This is a genomic window from Psychrobacter sp. S1-30-MNA-CIBAN-0213, from assembly GCF_040309845.1.
Lineage (GTDB): Bacteria > Pseudomonadota > Gammaproteobacteria > Pseudomonadales > Moraxellaceae > Psychrobacter.
The window spans coordinates 166,258-182,862 of record NZ_JBEOPE010000003.1 but is presented as its reverse complement, the minus strand read 5'-3'; the positions used below and the strand labels follow the sequence as shown (position 1 = coordinate 182,862).

Below are 16,605 nucleotides of genomic sequence, written 5' to 3'. Positions count from 1 at the left end.
AAAATAAACACCGCCATCAAGACGGTGTATTTTATGCCCATTCATATCAAATATAAACGTTCTGCCATCTAATAAACTAATTAACCGTACAGCTACCTAACAACTTCTGTAAAAACCCATCACAACGCTCAATTTCGCTCAGCTCTACATACTCATCAGCTTTATGAGCCTGCTCGATACTACCGGGACCACAGATAATCGTTGGGATGCCAGCATTGGTAAATTGCCCGCCCTCAGTTGCATAAGCTACTTTATGACGTTTATCATCGCCCGTGAGTGCTGCTATTAACGCTTGTAGCTCAGCGCTGTCGCTATCGGTCATTGCTGGCACGCTTTCTTCTTGCATCAGCTCAATACCGGTATCGGCAGCGCGTGCTTGCATTTGGGCGCTGAGCTCTGCAACCTTTGCTTGAATCGGCGCGAGGATATCGTCTTGTGTCATATGCGGCAGATTGCGATAGTCAAAGGTAAACTCACATAGATTGGGGACAATATTGGTCGCCGTCCCACCCTTTATCGTGCCCACTGAAAGTGTCGAATAAGGCACATCAAACAACGCATCCCCATCGTCAAGAGCACCGTCACGATGGCTCAATTCTTCCGCCAAGGTATCAACATAACCAATCAAACGACTGGCATAGCTAATGGCGTTAACGCCTTGTTTGGTCAATGATGAATGCGCAGACTTGCCATGGACGCGGCAACGATAAACAGCGATGCCTTTATGTGCCACAACTATCGTCATCTTAGTTGGTTCCCCAACAATACAATAATCAGGTGTGATACCACGTGCTTTTAAATCTGCCAATATTAATGGCGCACCTAAGCAACCAACTTCTTCATCAAATGATAAAGCCAAGTGCAATGGACGACGTAGCTGACCATTTTTAGATAGCTTTGCAGCTTGTGGCAATAAAGTTAATGCGCAAGCGATAAAGCCTTTCATATCACAAGCACCGCGACCATATAGTTTGTCACCACGAATGGTCGCTATGAACGGCTCTGACGTCCATTCTTGCCCATCAACTGGCACTACATCGGTATGACCCGATAGCACAAGACCGTGATTGACTTCGTCAGCGTTTGCTCCTGCTGTCACAGTAACGAATAGATTGGCTTTATTTTTGGCTTCATTAAAAGTCAAATCTACCGTTAAACCTAACTGCTCGCAGTAGGCTTGTACATCTTCAATTAATGCTAAGTTTGAATGCCGACTGACCGTATCAAAACCAATCAAGCGCGTTAACCAATCGATACTTTTAGATGGATAGTCAGTATTTTTAAGTTGGCTATCATTATCATTTGAAATCATAGGATATCCTTATCAAAATATAATACCGATCCTAGAAATACGATTAGCTATATCAAACTTGCTAAGCCTACAAGATGTAGTACTCGCATTCGTTTTCCTTGCTACTGTAATTTTTGGGATGGTAAAAAATAAAAAACGTTAGCCTTTTTGGAAAGAACGCTGGTGTAACTGTTTTACTTCTTCGTCTAAGCCTGCAACCGGACCATCTACTGGTACGTTCGGCGCCACTTCTTGAATTGACAAGGTATTGATGGGAGATGAGGGTTTGACGCTCATCTCATCCATCCATGCGCCTAACTGTTTTGAAGAGCTAACGTAAACAATACGCCCCAATCCTGCCCAAGCGTGAGCCGCAGAGCACATGGCACAATGCTCACCTGAAGTATAAACCACCGCTTTTGCACGCGCCTCTGAAGTCATATTTTCCGCCGCCCATTTCGCGACAGCAATCTCAGGATGGTAAGTTGCATCGACCGTATTGGCACGGTTACGATCTTCACGCAATACATGACCCTCGCCATCGACCAACACACTACCGAATGGCTCATCGCCTGCTTCTAAAGCTTCAGCGGCAAGCTCAATACAGCGACGCAGATGTTGCATTTCATTGTCGGTTATCATAATGCTACTCTTATTCTACTTCTAATAAGTTGTTTAGTAATTAGTCTTACTCTTGAGACAGTTTAAATCTTAATTATGTGGCTCGCAAGTTAGTATAAAGTAAGTACAAAACGGTGCGAGCCACGTGATCAGAAATAGATATATGCAGAGTTGTTGAGTTTTATTAAGTATTTACGATGGATTATTCTGATTCATTACATCCAACACATGTGGCATAGGCTTTGGTAACTTACCTTCCGCTTGCAATTCTTTAGTTGTTTTAGCATCCATAGCGAGACCTGAGATTAGCGCCAACTCTTTAACAGGTTTGCGTTTGCGGGTGGCAAAGCTCACAGGCACCATACGCGCAAACTCATAAATATAAAGGTAGGACTCTTCGCCGCCCTCATACTCTTCATCTTCTTCAAGACGAATACCGCCAATCTTAGCCAAATCCATTAGCATCTCATTTTCTTCGCTAGTTAGGCGACAATCAGTGATACCAAAACCTGTCATAAAGCCATTTGCCCACTGTTTTAACGCCATCACGCGCTCATACAAGTCATGCTCATCGTCAGGTACTAGTGGCGTATACGCATAAGCGTCGTCTTTGTCTTTGAGCTGAAATACCGTATCCTCTGCCTCTTCAGTCAATAAAGTCAATGCAGCATCTGGTAACGGCGCAAAGCTCAACTCTGCCAATACGGTCGCCCATTCTTGCTCAGTAGGCGCGTTGCAAGCCGTCATCAAGCCAGTCATCAAACCATGTAGCTCACAAATACTCACGTCAGTCCAATCTTCAATCGCATTTGACCAAGTATTCCAGCCAGAGATATTGTCATTCATAATAGTTGTCCCATCAATTAGTTAGCAATTATTCGTTAAAGACAGTCGCAACCTTACGATATTTGCAAGACTGCGACTAATAAAAGTAAAAAACAAAGCTCAATACGTGCAATTACTTTGTTGATATAGATATTATGCGGTCACCTATGGCATTATTAAACGTAACGAAGAAAATTCATCCACGCATGACTTGTTAAGGATAAAAACTGACTATGTATGATCAACTTAAAAGCCTAGAAAAAATGATACTCGATATAAAAAAGCAGTATCAGCTCGTCAGTGCTGAACTTAGCAGCCTAAAACAACAACCTAATAGTGACCCAAAAGAGCTGGCCGCCCTCCAAACCAAGCTTGATAGCAGTAGCACTGAACGTGATAACGCTAAAAAACAGCTGGGCGATCTAGATAAACGCTATCAGAACCTTGCTGAAGCCCATCATATGATCGGTGAGGAACAAGACAAGCTGCAAAAACAGCTGAGTGATTTGCAACAACAAAATAGCCAATTACAACAGCATAATGATGAGCTCAAGCAGCAAAACAGCGACATTAAAAAACAAAACCATGACTTGCAAGAGAAAAACCAGCTCGCTGCCGAACGTACGCAAGTCGTATTAAAACGGTTGACGCGTATTGATCAAATGGAAGGTTAAGCATTCTTTAAATGCATGCTTTATATAAATGATACTGCGGCGTGTCATATACTGATAGCGCCACTCTACTCATATTATTTTAACGACGTTAACTTGTAGGATCTTTTATGACTGATAATAATAGCAACGCCACTCAAAACGACAAATTGCAATCTGAGCAGAATCAAAAACAGCATGAGCACGCTGACAATGCTAAATCAACCAGTGCGCAAGCAGTAACTGCTAACAATACAGCTTCTAATGCCAGCACAAAATCTGCGGCTCCTGAACCACAAATGAAAAAAGTCGATATCGTCATCGCCGGGGTAACTTATCAGATTTATTGCCCAGTGAATGAAGAAGCAGAACTACGTTCAGCGGTCTACTACATCAATGACTTTCTTCTAAACATTAAAAGAGAGGCACCGAATTTAGGTCAAGAGAATTTACTCGTATTATGCTGCTTGAACCTTTATGAAAAAATCCATGCGCATAAAAAGACAGATAACGAGACTGCGCAAGCGTCCAAACAAGCTGAAGCACTACTCAGCAAAATTATGAAAGATGCACAGTCTATTTTGTAAATTTAAACACAGGCTCTTATCTTTCTTTGATAGTACAGCATCCGATAGTGTAGAAAGCAATGCGAATTATCATTTGTAACTCTTACCAGCATGGAAGTCTGCTTGATGCTCATAGTTGCAAAAGAATAACTCTTGGTTAGCTTCAATATTGCTATCGCTGTTTGCAGCTAAGCTAGGCTTGGTTTCAAGGACGCCGCGATATTCAGCTAAGCTGTTGCCGCAGAAATTACAATGACGCGGTGTGGTCACATCGCCCTCTTTTGGCATCATGCTTTTGGGCGCTCGTGGATACATGAACTTATAAAAGCCCCACATCGAAATCCAAATAATAATGATGATAATAATCGCAGCGAACACAGGAATGCTCCTCGGTTTGGCAGTTAATGCGCTATGGGGATATAGTCAATTCACTCTAAAAACGTTACAGCGAGTCTGATAGAAATTTTTGCAGCCTCTGTCTGCGTAGGCACAGCAAGCAAGAACATTTTCATCAGCCTCGCATGGAACTAAAATGCATGATACTCTTATTTAATATAGGCTATAGCTATGATGTAAAGTTTACTGTAAATCATGCTACTAGTACAATCACTGCTCTGTCTACTTACTGTCGGACTAATTATTAAAAAGCTTGAAGCATTTCTTACCTGTGCATAAAAAAACTGGCTACCTATAGCCAGTTTTTTATGGACGCTGTTTAATGCATAGTTTTTATTGATAGCATTTCAAATGGTTTAGACAACAACCTTACAGCTGCAGCTCACTAATATCAGCCACGGTTAAGAACAGCGCCCGTACCTGATTAAGCAACGCTAAGCGATTGTTCTTTAGCGCTGCATCTTCACTATTAACCATCACATTATCAAAGAACTGTGTCAATGGTTCATCTAAACTGGCTAGTGTTTGCAATACTTGCGTGTAGTCAGCCTTTTCGAGTAGTGGTGTCACCGCTGTTTGCGCTTGACGAACGCTACTATATAAAACCTGTTCGGCAGGTTCAGCTAGCAATGCCTCATCCACCTTATCAGCAACGGTTACTTCTGACTTGGCTAAAATGTTAGCCACGCGCTTGTTCGAATCAGCCAACATTGAGGCTTGCGGTAACTCGCTAAAAGTCTGTACTGCACGAATACGCTGATCAAAATCGAGCGGCATGTGCGGATTAATCGCCTGCACCGCCTGAATAGTATCGACGCTGACGCCTTGCTCAGTATACATTGCTCGATAGCGTGAATTTAAAAATGCCATTACTTGGGTAAAGGTATCGCCCATTTTAGCAATCTTACTGCCTTCAGTGCTGGTATAGTTTTTAATTGCCTGCTCAACCAAAGCGACCAAATTAATCGGCAGCTGCTTTTCAATCAAAATACGCAAAATACCAATCGCCGAACGACGCAAGCTAAACGGGTCTTTTGAGCCTGTTGGTGCTTGGTCTATCGCAAAAATACCGACCAGAGTATCCAAGCGATCAGCCAGTGCTAAGCAAATACCAATCGGCGTTTTAGGTAATACATCACCACTAAATTTAGGCAGATACTGCTCTTCCAAACTTGCAGCAACGGCAGCAGGTTCGCCATTTAAGCGCGCATAGTAAGTCCCAGCGATACCTTGCAACTCAGGATACTCACCAACCAGTGAGCTTGCCAAGTCCGCTTTTGCCAACATCGCCGCACGTACCGTTTCCTCAATATCAATTTGCGCGCCTTGTTGCTGCATAAGTGCGGCAATAAACGCGGCAAGCTTAGCAATACGCTCAGACTTTTCCCAAATCGTACCCAGTTTGTCTTGGAATACACGTGTTTTTAGACTTTCAGTTAGCGCAAACAATGGCTGCTTTTGATCTTGTAAAAAGAAAAACTCTGCATCAGCCAAGCGCGGACGCACGACTTTTTCATTGCCCTCAATGATTTGCTTAGGATCTTTTGATTCAATATTAGTAATAAAGATAAAATAAGGTTGCAGCTTACCTTCTTTATCCGTCAGACAAAAATACTTTTGATCCGCTTGCATAGTCGAGATAAGCGCCTCTTGCGGTACTTGTAAAAAGCGCGATTCAAAGTCAGCTCGTAGCGCAATCGGAAAATCAACCAACGCCGTCACCTCGTCTAACAGATCCTGCGGTACAATCGCATTAGCATTTACTTGATTGGCTAATGCTTTGACTTGGTTTTTGATAAGCATTTGACGCTTATCAAAATCTGCAACGACTTTAAGACCTTTTAATAGTTCTTCATAGTCATTAGCATGAGCAATGGTATGATAATCAGGACTATGGAAACGATGGCCACGAGTTTGTGTACCAGTTTGATGGCCTTGGATAGTGGCATCAATGACAGCGTCATCCTGCATCAATACTGCCCATTGTACCGGACGGACAAATTCATCGCGGCTTGCACCTGAACGCATACGCTTCGCAATCGGTAGATTATCAAGCGCGGTCTGAAAAATAGCAGGCAGCAGCTCCGTGGTCGCTTGACCATGAACCGTCTGCTCATAGCCGACATAATCACCTTTATCGGTGATAATGGTCGTAAGCTCGCTTGCTTCAATACCTAGACCTTTAGCGAAACCCAGCGCTGCACGCGTCGGATTGCCATCAGCATCAAATGCGGCTTTAATCGCAGGGCCACGCTTTTGCTCAGTACGGTCAGGTTGCTTATCACTGATACCTTCAATCTGTAGCGCTAAACGGCGTGGTGCGGCGAAAGCTTTCATACTATCAAAGCTAATATTAACTTCATTCAGCTGTTCTTTGACGCTGTTCTCTAATGCATCGCGTAAGGGTTTTAAGCTCTTTGGAGGCAGCTCTTCACACCCCAGTTCAAATAAAATTGTACTCATGGGATGCTCCTATTTATTATTGCTAGTTGATTGGTTTTTATTTGACTCTTCAGTTTCAGTCTCATCTTTTGGCAAATACTTATCTAAAGCTGCTTGGCGATGGTCATCATCTGCCAATGGGAAGCCCAGCTTGGCACGTGCTTCGACATAACTGACAGCCACTTTACGGGCTAAGGTACGCACACGCAGAATAAAGCGCTGACGTTCAGTCACTGAAATGGCACCACGCGCATCGAGCAAATTAAAGGCATGTGAGGCTTTTAACACCATCTCGTACGCTGGCAATGGCAAACCTGCTGCAACCAGCTTATCTGCCTGCTCTTCGTAAAAGTCAAAAAACTCGCCCATCTTTGGCACATCAGCATGTTCAAAATTATAAGTGGATTGCTCAACTTCGTTTTGATGAAAGACATCGCCATAAGTGACACGGCCAAATTCACCATCTGCCCAAACCAAATCATAAACGCTATCGACACCTTGCACATACATCGCTAAACGCTCAAGACCGTACGTAATCTCGCCAGTGACCGGGAAGCACTCAATGCCGCCAACTTGCTGGAAGTAAGTAAATTGCGTCACTTCCATACCGTTTAGCCAAATCTCCCAACCAAGACCCCATGCACCGAGCGTAGGCGACTCCCAGTTGTCTTCAACGAAACGCACATCATGTACTAAAGGATCAATACCAATGGCTCTTAGCGAGTCTAAATATAGCTCTTGGATATTAGGTGGGTTAGGCTTTAATACCACTTGGAACTGATAATAATGCTGCAAACGGTTTGGATTATCACCGTAACGACCGTCAGTTGGGCGGCGCGAAGGCTGGACATAAGCGGCATTCCAGCGCTCAGGACCTAATGAACGCAAGAAAGTAGCAGTATGAAAGGTACCAGCGCCGACTTCCATATCATAAGGCTGCAATATCACGCAGCCCTTGTCAGCCCAGTAATTCTGTAAGGTTAAGATTAAATCTTGGAAAGTCATCGGTTGAGAATTCATAAGAAGATCACTATGGAATTAGGAGTGTTAGACCGAACGTGATAAACATTTATGCTCATTGTTCGTGCAGCGCATCCGGCTACATATCTATTTGCCTGCTCACCTTACTAAAAAATAGATATTTTATCCATATTTACAGCAACTAAATTTATCTCAAGGTTAAAATGCGACAAAAAAACGAGGCTATTCTAGTAAATCAATGAGCTAGTAAGTTATAAGGTTTAGAATCACATAGAAAAAATCACAGAGCAAAAAAAATACCCAGATGAGTTAACATCTGGGCAGGAGGAAAAGTGTATCGCTGCTATCCTGTTATGGTCAGGCTTTTTGCTTTTTGTGGGCTGCTTCGTATCAGCTGATATTTTTTGTTGTTATTGATGTTGCATTATTAAACTTCATACTATCGGTAAAAATGTACTACTGGTAAGACTGGTTAGAAGCCTTAGGCATGACAATCCATAAAACGATATAGATTAAAATACCCGGTACTGCGGCGCTTAGAGTGGAAATTATTACAAATAGAAGGCGTACCCATGTTGGCGACCAACCTACATATTCTGCAATACCGCCCATCACGCCAGCGATCATACGGCTGTTCTGTGAACGATGCAATTTTGCTAACTTAGCCAAAGCTTATACCTCTCTTCTCAGATTTCTTTTTAAAATTTCGCTTAATATTATTATTATGAAATTTTTAAATATTACAATTAAGAAGTTAGTCTAATGTTGTTTGAAAAACATATTCTAATAGCTATCTTTTAATTGCTTCTTACTCTTCTTAACTTACGGACAATTATAGCAACTAATTAAGCTTTATCTGTTAGCAGTGTAGGTATGGTTTGTGACTTTATGCTACTTAAACTTGCCCTAACCTGTCCTAAAGTGCCTGTAACTACCTGATTCTAAATAATTATTTCAAAATGTTTCAAGAATCGCTTTGTTGCTCCTATCTTACTACTATTCTACTGGCAGTTTGCTATATACTTTTGACTTCTCACATAAGACTGCTAGATTGATACTTTAATGACTAACGAAAACTAAATAATCGAATTATTTATATACGAAATTAGTGCTATATTTTTGAAATTTATGAAGTAAATTAAACAGTTAGTTATGAACAAGTAAATGTGGAAAAGCAGCTACAAGCAAGTGACTATAAATAAAGACATTACTATAAGTGCTGCTCTGACAGCTTTTATCGGAAATAGAAATATCTAACGATGAAAAACGTTATGATTTAAACAGACTAAACTATTTATACAGGCTAACAAAAACCAAGCAGCAGTTTACAATAAGCCACCTGTATCAAGGTGCAAAGCTTTATATAGTCTGACCTTAATAGAATCGCTATCCAATGTAATGTGTAATAGAGAATCAATGAAATATTGTATAGTCAGTCCTAAATAAAAGAAGTACAAAGATTATAATGCGCTACTAAGATGATTTTTACGCAGCCTCTGTCTGCGTAGGCACAGCAAGCAAGGAAAAATCATCTCAGTAGCGCTGTATTTATTTTTATAGCGGATCGACTATATAAGTAAATTTTTAGGTAAAATTTTAGGAAATATTATGTACGATAATGGCTTGATAATTGGACACTTTGAACCACTACATTTAGGGCAGATGCGCAGTATTTTAGATGCTGCAGGGCAAGCAAAATCCTTACACATCATCATTACCGCTCACCCGTCACCGCACCCAGATTTCACTATTACGCTACAAGACAAAGCGCGTTGGCTCCAGATGGCTTGTGCAGATTTGCCATTTATTCACATTCATACCACTCATGAGATTGAGCTGCCACTACACGACAGCTTCGATGATGTGACTATCGATATTGCTGCTAGCAATGCCAAACTGCAACGCTTAATTGAGGCGCTAGACTTGCCAGCAGAGGCCGTATTATTCGTCGCGGACAATCATCCACTTGCACAGAGCAACATTCGAGAGCAATTACTGATGAAAGTAGTGACTACCCCGCTCCAGCCTGAATTTGACTCTTATGCTATCGCGCGTGATCCAATAGCTTATTGGTCAGCGATTCATCCACAAGCGCGCGGTGATTATACGAAGACTGTCGCTATCGTCGGCGGTGAAAGCTCAGGGAAGACCACCTTAGTTCATAAACTTGCTAACTATTATGGGGCAAGTTTTGCGCTAGAGATGGGACGACTGTATGTCGGCACGGACTTAGGCGGCAGTGAGATTGGCCTACAATACAGTGATTACGGACCCATCGCGCTCAATCATGCTCAGGCTATGCGAGATGCTGCTGCTGTGGCGACAGCGCCTGTCACTATCGTTGACACTGATTTTGTGACCACACAGGCGTTTTGTGAAGAGTATGAAGGACGTACCCATCCCTTTGTCAGTGCCTGTATTGATGAGTTTCGCTTAGACCATACCATTATGCTGGATAACAACACGCCATGGGTTGATGATGGCATGCGCTCTTTAGGTACGCCTGAAGCACGTGGACGTTTTGAGCAGCGCCTCGTCGATATTTTTGCACGTCACAATATAGCGCCGCATTTGATTGATGAACCTGATTATGACGCCCGCTATCAGCAAGCGTTGATGGTTATCGATCAATATATTTATGGTAAAAACCATAATTAATATGTTCGAAAACACCAAATTTATAAAGTTGCTTTTGTCAGTATTCTGCTGATACTCATATTTTTTAGGAAAAGAAGTTATGCGCATTCAGCTATTGGACAACATTACCGGAAAGTGGGCCATGCAATGGATTGTCATCTGGTTCATTTGCGGCGTTATTGCGTTATCCACAGGCTTTTGGCTTACTACAGAACATACGACACTTGATATATTTTATTTGGGTGTCTCTTTTGTCGGTCTAGTCTGTGTAGTGTCGCTATCATTCCGTAAAAACGTCATGGGTAATGGCCTTGGTATGGCAGCGACCGCTGGCGAGGTAGTAGTACAAGCAACTTCTGGTGCAGTAGGCTTGATGCTGGCACCTTTATTTAACTTTTTTACCCATGTTTACGGATTATTTTATTGGTCCAAGCATACTGATCTTGATGGTGACATGGTACCTAAGTCAGCCAGTAAATGGGTCTGGCTTATCACAGCTGCGTTTATTGCCATTGGCTTAGCGCTATTCCCAATGGTTAACGATCTACTTGCCAGCTATGGCTATGCCGTCGTAGAAGACGATAACAGCAAGTTCTTAGGGATAATTTCTTTCTTTTGGATTAACGTTTTAGCCTTCGTGCTGTCTATTACAGCACAAGCAGCAATGATTCTGCGCTATTCATTTAATTGGTGGCTTTGGATTATCGTCAACTTCGTCTGGTTGATAGTAAACTTGATGTCTGGCAACTATATTTTTGCTATTCAAACGATGGTTTATCAAATTAACGCCTTCATCGGCTTGTACGAGTGGCATCGTAGTGAGCAGACTTCCTTAGAAGTCTAGGTTTAACAAAAACACTAAATAGCAAATAAATTTATCAAAACAAGCTCTTATGACTGTATGGTTTAGCCGATAATATGGTAGATCATCGTAAATAGTGCTACAACTAGTAGTTCAGCTTAACCTTAAATACTGAAAGAGCTTAAACACTAACAAGGAGGTTAGTATGTCGCGTATCAATCGTACAGGTATGTCCAAACGTACACTTGAGCAATGGCTGAGTGAGTATTCCGTCAGCCATCAAAACTTAATCAATAAAAAGATCCATTGGCTTTGTGTCCCCACTATCTTCGTTAGTCTGTTAGGAATGGGAATGTCGCTATCGGTCTGGTTTACATTGGTACTTAGCGCCTTAGTATTATTGTTTTATATGCGCTTATCTACCCCGTTATTTATGGCGATGGGAATTTTTATCCTTATTTGTCTATCAGTGATGACTTTATTGCCATGGGGCTTTAAGGTTTGGGCAGCTGTCTTCATCGTAGCTTGGATTGGACAGTTTATCGGTCACAAAATCGAAGGCAAAAAACCATCATTTTTTGAAGATTTACAGTTTTTATTGATTGGTCCAGCTTGGGTAGCCAATAGCCTTATGAAACGTGAGTAGCGATCAGATAGCAGTGATTATAGTGTTGATTGGTTATTGATCATTCTCATAAAATCTAGGGCGTGTCCTTATAAAATAAATACAGTGCTACTGGGGTAAATTTTGCATAGCCTCTGTCTGCGTAGGCACAGCAAGCAAGGAAAATTTATACCAGTAGCACGTTATAATAATTGTATTTTTTTACTTAGCATCGACTAGATATCGGTAACGTTTCTTTATGTTTTGAAAAGTTAATTTGAACAGCTAAAAATTTGTAAGAGCCAAAAAAAAGCGCCACCCAACTGATAGTCGGATGGCGCTTTTTGTTGCTGCTTCAATCATCAAACACACAATTCATATAGTATGTTCGATAGACTAAGCTATTTGATAATATTCTATTTACCAAATACTTTCATACGCTCTTCGACAGGCTTAAACTCTTTGTCGCCAGCTGGCTGCTCAATAGCACCGAATACCATTTGCGCATTCAATTCCCAATGTTCATCAATGTTCCAAGTGTCAGCCACTTTTCTATCGATGATTGGATTGTAATGCTGCAAATTGGCACCAATGTCTAGACTGGCCAATGCTGTCCAGATTACATACTGGTGCATTGCATTGGTTTGGTCTGCCCAGATTGGGAACTTGTCAGCATATAAAGGAGCAGCCGCTTGCATGTTTCTAACGACGCTATGATCTTCAAAGAACATCACTGTGCCAGCGCCAGCTTTAAAGCTATCCATCTTTTGCTTGGTCGCAGCAAATTGCTCTTCATTATCGACAATACCACGTAAAGTATCTTCGGTAATTTGCCAAAGTTTTTGATGCTCTTCACCAAACAACACAACGATACGCGTTGATTGTGAGTTAAAAGCTGATGGGGTATGCAAAATAGCATGCTCAACCAGTTTAATGACTTCGTCATTCGATACTGGTAGTTGATTGCTCAACGCATAGACAGAACGACGCTTTTCAGCAAGTTGATGCAACTTCTGTAAATCTGACATAGTACTTCTCCAAATTATTAATATGAATGGGTTAAAATAAATGCTAGATGAGCATGGTTAATGAGTCAGACTTAATAACCATGCGCTAAAACAATCTAACTGATTATAAAGAAAACCAGCTTAAACTCGGACTTTATTTTTGTAAAAAAACTTAACAATATAAGATATTATAAAAGTTATGTTAAACAAACTAACCTTTAAAACCTTCAGGCAATTCTGGGGCAGGCAGACGCTTCATATCAGAATCAACTTCACCAAAACGCTCATGTCCGTTGTTCCAGTCAATGATTGATTGTTCAATCTCGGCTTTGTTGTCTGCGACAAAGTTCCACCATAGTAGCACTTGGTTGTTCAAAGGCTCACCGCCGATAAACATCACGCGTGTACCTTTTTTGGCGACCAGCTTAATGCTTTCATTGTTGGCGACATCGGTATCATGAAAGCGCAGTAATTGATCTTTTGGACATACTTTGCCTTCAGACTCAATCTCGCCTTCTGTAACCAAGATACCGTATTCAAAACCTGGCTCTAAGTTGAGCGTGACTTCACCATCTTCTAAGAAGTACACATCAATACCGACCATTTTCGAATACTGGATGGTAGGCGCTTCATAGCGCTCGCCTGATACGCTGGTATAGCTACCTGTCGTCAGTATCATCTCCACGCTATCCTCGCGCCACGTTGGCAGTTCAGGATAATGATGGAAGTTACGCTCAATTTTTTGATCAGTCGGTAGCGCGATCCATAGCTGTACCATGCTCAAACCACGGGCGGCATTGGGCGAACCACCAGTATCAGGAAATACGCTTTGTTCAGTATGGCTGATACCTTGCGTTAGACCTGTACCTGCGGTCATGACGTTAACTTGGTTTTTAGTGATCACTTGCTCATTACCTAAGCTGTCTTTGTGCAGCACTTCGCCATTTAACATCCAGCTAAAGGTTTGCAAATTAGTATGCGGATGACGGCCGACTTGCATACCTGCATCATCTTCATCGAATTCAGCTGGGCCTGCATGATCCAAAAAGCACCAAGCGCCAATAGGCTTTTTGCCCGTATTGGGTAAAAGACGGGCAATTGGAATACCGCCAACATCTGCCAAACGTGGTTCTAAGATATCGATACTCATGGTTCACCTCTTATTATCAATTATGTGATATTCAATGGGATATAAATGACACTGTGCAAAATACGGTATGTACAAAATACAATAGGCAGAAGTAAAAGTAGCGCCGATAAACGATTTACCTGTCATAAATATAAATGTTATCAATATTTCGATACGCTACTTTTAACTATAGTACCTTATGACTCTAATAACCTCTAAATATTAGCATTTAAAGAGTAGCACCAAAACAGTTTAGAAACTGCTTTGGTACCTCTAAGAAGTGTCTTAGAAACTCATCGGCACTTCCATTAGTAGTACCTTAGCATCTTCTTCTACGTCCATCGTGAAGTTCTTAGTATCCCAAACACCAAGTCCATCACGAGTATCCAAAGTGTTACCGTTTACGTTTACTTTACCGCTAATGACAAATATATAGACACCGTTATTAGGGTCATTTAACTGGTAAGTCTGAGTCACGCCTTTGTCAAAATCACCCATGCTAAACCAAGCATTTTGATGAATCCACACGCCAGCATCATCAGCGTTTGGTGACAATACTTGATTGAACTCGTTTGGCTGCATGATTTCATCCATGCGTACTTGCTGATAACGAGGCGCTACGTTCATTTTGTTTGGAATGACCCAAATCTGTAAGAACTTTACGTCCTCTTTGTCATCGCCATTCATCTCACTGTGAGTAATGCCAGTACCAGCTGACATAACTTGGATTTCACCCGTTTCGATAATGCCATTGTTACCAATGTTATCGCCATGACCGAGCTTACCAGATAATGGAATACTGATGATTTCCATATCGCGATGCGAGTGCTTACCAAAACCTTGACCACCGATGACAAAATCATCATTGATGACGCGTAGTGCGCCAAAGCCCATACGCTCTGGGTTGTGGTAATTTGCAAAACTAAAAGTGTGCTTGCTTTTGAGCCAGCCATGGTTTGCATCGCCACGAGAATCTGCTGCATGATAGATAGTTTTCATAATTTATCCTTATTTATTGGGGAGTTAAACATGTCTGAAAATTTACTATTAACGAACTTGTCTAAACAATGGAACTATTATAATTGTTGTTGAAGAAGAGATAAACATGGTAAATCGCAAATAACTATTCTTATTATAAGAACAATTAAACAACCTAAATAGAGTAATATATTCATAACAGAACAATCGGTATAAGCTGTTAATATTATTAATGTTAACTAAATAGAGTTAAGTCTATAAAATGTTAAATAAATAAAACCAACTAATAAGGAAAGCCAATTATGTCTAATGAATCAAACAGAGATTCTTTAAACTACGAGCTGATCGATAACACTGAGCAAAAACGCTTCGAAATCCATATTGATGGTCATATCGCTTTTGAGGACTATGAGTTTTTTACCACTAGTCAGGGTGAAAAAGGCATTGAATATAAACATACTGAAGTGCCAAAAGAATTGAGTGGACGCAGTATCGCAGGTTACCTTGTTAAATCAATCTTAGATGATGCTGCTGCTAAAGGTTTACGGGTCAAACCCACCTGCCCTTACGTCAATTCTTATATCGACAAGCATCCAGAGTATAAAGCCAACTCTGTATTTCATGACGCAAAACCTTAATAAAGTATCAAGTCAATAATAAAAAACGAGTCAAAAAAAACGCCATGCTAAAAAGCATGGCGTTTTTGATTTAACAATAAACAGTCAATAGCTTATATTACTTATTGCTGTCATCAGTTAAAGCGTTGTAGCTATCGATTAATGGAGCATAAGCTGGGATTGTTTGATAGAAAAGGTCTAGGTACCCTTCCATATCTTCACGCCAGTCACGACGGATTTCATTGGCTACAGCAAACCAAGTCAGTGGTTGTGCGCCAGCAGCTACCATACGATCGATAGCAGAGGTACGGCTAAGCTCATTAAATGTACCTGAAGCATCAGTCACCACAAATACTTCATAGCCCGCTTTTAGGGCAGATAACGCTGGGAATGCAACACATACTTCAGTCACGATACCAGCAATAATCAATTGCTTACGACCAGTGGCTTCAATGGATTTAACAAAATCTTCGTTGTCCCAAGCATTGATCTGACCAGGACGAGCGATATAAGGCGCATCAGCGAACATCTCTTTTAGCTCTGGCATCATAGGACCGTTTGGACCTTGCTCAAAACTAGTCGTCATCACTGCTGGCAAGTCAAAGTACTTAGTCAATTTTGCAAGTGCCATGACGTTATTTTTGAATTCAGCTGGCTCGATGTCACGAACTAAAGATAATAGACCTGCTTGATGATCTACGAATAACACAACAGCATTATCCAAAGATAGACGGTTGTATAAGTTGTCATCAGTTTTTAAATTTTCATTAGTATTTGAATCAGACATAATACTTTCCTTTTTTAGTGAAAAAATCAAAGTGGTCTAGTGCCGTTATCATACACGAACCATTTATTATAGTTAAGTTTAACTTAAAACTTACTATGCACTATTAAATATCTCTTAAAAAGATATTAGCATAATAATTTTATATTTCATTAATATGCTAGTATGTTGTTTGTTAGCTTTATGTTAAAAATTCTTTTTAAATCATAATGATAGCGATTAAGTTAAAAACCTATCTGGATTTAAATATTTTTATTTATCACTTCTATCATTAT

17 protein-coding genes are annotated in these 16,605 nt (G+C 41.0%); 6 read left to right on the top strand and 11 right to left on the bottom strand.

Annotated elements, in window-relative coordinates:
• Window positions 1-76 precede the first annotated feature (76 nt).
• From argE to AAEY87_RS04240, 3 genes are all read right to left on the bottom strand, one after another.
• Window positions 77-1,312 (bottom strand): acetylornithine deacetylase, encoded by a 1,236-nt coding sequence (gene argE / locus AAEY87_RS04250; protein WP_350656072.1) that lies wholly within the window; start codon window positions 1,310-1,312, stop codon window positions 77-79.
• A gap of 138 nt (window positions 1,313-1,450) precedes the next feature.
• Window positions 1,451-1,933: a nucleoside deaminase gene (locus AAEY87_RS04245; RefSeq protein WP_350656071.1), complete on the bottom strand. Its 483-nt coding sequence runs from the start codon at window positions 1,931-1,933 to the stop codon at window positions 1,451-1,453.
• 171 nt (window positions 1,934-2,104) lie between these two features.
• Window positions 2,105-2,758 carry a UPF0149 family protein gene (locus AAEY87_RS04240; RefSeq protein WP_068037605.1) on the bottom strand — a complete coding sequence of 218 codons (654 nt, stop codon included), beginning with the start codon at window positions 2,756-2,758 and terminating at the stop codon, window positions 2,105-2,107.
• 212 nt (window positions 2,759-2,970) lie between these two features.
• Between AAEY87_RS04240 and AAEY87_RS04235 the strand changes: the two genes are divergently transcribed.
• The gene (locus tag AAEY87_RS04235; protein WP_068329300.1) at window positions 2,971-3,411 is read left to right on the top strand and encodes an HlyD family secretion protein; all 441 of its coding nucleotides are present in this window, start codon (window positions 2,971-2,973) and stop codon (window positions 3,409-3,411) included.
• Between the two features lie 107 nt (window positions 3,412-3,518).
• Window positions 3,519-3,974, top strand: coding sequence for a cell division protein ZapA (locus AAEY87_RS04230; protein WP_350656070.1), 456 nt, complete (start codon window positions 3,519-3,521; stop codon window positions 3,972-3,974).
• 69 nt (window positions 3,975-4,043) lie between these two features.
• Here the strand turns inward: AAEY87_RS04230 and AAEY87_RS04225 are convergent, their stop codons facing one another.
• The 4 genes from AAEY87_RS04225 to AAEY87_RS04210 form a co-directional block, all read right to left on the bottom strand.
• Window positions 4,044-4,331, bottom strand: a complete 288-nt coding sequence (locus AAEY87_RS04225) for a hypothetical protein (protein ID WP_082785715.1) — start codon at window positions 4,329-4,331, stop codon at window positions 4,044-4,046.
• A 387-nt stretch (window positions 4,332-4,718) separates the two neighbouring features.
• Window positions 4,719-6,812, bottom strand: a complete 2,094-nt coding sequence (glyS, locus tag AAEY87_RS04220; RefSeq protein ID WP_350656069.1) for a glycine--tRNA ligase subunit beta — start codon at window positions 6,810-6,812, stop codon at window positions 4,719-4,721.
• A gap of 9 nt (window positions 6,813-6,821) precedes the next feature.
• Window positions 6,822-7,796, bottom strand: a complete 975-nt coding sequence (gene glyQ / locus AAEY87_RS04215) for a glycine--tRNA ligase subunit alpha (RefSeq protein WP_350656200.1) — start codon at window positions 7,794-7,796, stop codon at window positions 6,822-6,824.
• Between the two features lie 432 nt (window positions 7,797-8,228).
• Window positions 8,229-8,441, bottom strand: coding sequence for a PspC domain-containing protein (locus AAEY87_RS04210; RefSeq protein ID WP_068037612.1), 213 nt, complete (start codon window positions 8,439-8,441; stop codon window positions 8,229-8,231).
• Between the two features lie 903 nt (window positions 8,442-9,344).
• Here AAEY87_RS04210 and nadR point away from each other — a divergent pair.
• The 3 genes from nadR to AAEY87_RS04195 all read left to right on the top strand — a co-directional run bounded on the left by nadR (window position 9,345) and on the right by AAEY87_RS04195 (window position 11,857).
• On the top strand, window positions 9,345-10,430 hold the full coding sequence (gene nadR, locus AAEY87_RS04205) for a multifunctional transcriptional regulator/nicotinamide-nucleotide adenylyltransferase/ribosylnicotinamide kinase NadR (RefSeq protein ID WP_350656199.1): 1,086 nt from the start codon (window positions 9,345-9,347) through the stop codon (window positions 10,428-10,430).
• Window positions 10,431-10,509: 79 nt separating this feature from the next.
• Window positions 10,510-11,253, top strand: a complete 744-nt coding sequence (pnuC, locus tag AAEY87_RS04200) for a nicotinamide riboside transporter PnuC (protein WP_350656068.1) — start codon at window positions 10,510-10,512, stop codon at window positions 11,251-11,253.
• A 163-nt stretch (window positions 11,254-11,416) separates the two neighbouring features.
• Window positions 11,417-11,857, top strand: a complete 441-nt coding sequence (locus AAEY87_RS04195) for an Mpo1 family 2-hydroxy fatty acid dioxygenase (protein ID WP_350656067.1) — start codon at window positions 11,417-11,419, stop codon at window positions 11,855-11,857.
• A 374-nt stretch (window positions 11,858-12,231) separates the two neighbouring features.
• Here AAEY87_RS04195 and AAEY87_RS04190 read toward each other — a convergent pair whose 3' ends face one another.
• From AAEY87_RS04190 to AAEY87_RS04180, 3 genes are all read right to left on the bottom strand, one after another.
• Window positions 12,232-12,843 carry a nitroreductase family protein gene (locus AAEY87_RS04190; RefSeq protein ID WP_350656066.1) on the bottom strand — a complete coding sequence of 204 codons (612 nt, stop codon included), beginning with the start codon at window positions 12,841-12,843 and terminating at the stop codon, window positions 12,232-12,234.
• Window positions 12,844-13,033: 190 nt separating this feature from the next.
• Window positions 13,034-13,972: a pirin family protein gene (locus AAEY87_RS04185; RefSeq protein WP_350656065.1), complete on the bottom strand. Its 939-nt coding sequence runs from the start codon at window positions 13,970-13,972 to the stop codon at window positions 13,034-13,036.
• A gap of 264 nt (window positions 13,973-14,236) precedes the next feature.
• A complete protein-coding gene (locus AAEY87_RS04180) occupies window positions 14,237-14,950 on the bottom strand; it encodes a pirin family protein (protein WP_350656064.1) in 714 nt (237 codons plus the stop codon).
• Between the two features lie 281 nt (window positions 14,951-15,231).
• On the opposite strand from AAEY87_RS04180, the gene AAEY87_RS04175 reads away from it, so the two are divergent.
• Window positions 15,232-15,567: a GNAT family N-acetyltransferase gene (locus tag AAEY87_RS04175; RefSeq protein WP_350656063.1), complete on the top strand. Its 336-nt coding sequence runs from the start codon at window positions 15,232-15,234 to the stop codon at window positions 15,565-15,567.
• A 97-nt stretch (window positions 15,568-15,664) separates the two neighbouring features.
• Here AAEY87_RS04175 and ycaC read toward each other — a convergent pair whose 3' ends face one another.
• A complete protein-coding gene (gene ycaC / locus AAEY87_RS04170) occupies window positions 15,665-16,333 on the bottom strand; it encodes an isochorismate family cysteine hydrolase YcaC (protein WP_350656062.1) in 669 nt (222 codons plus the stop codon).
• Window positions 16,334-16,605: the final 272 nt, after the last annotated feature.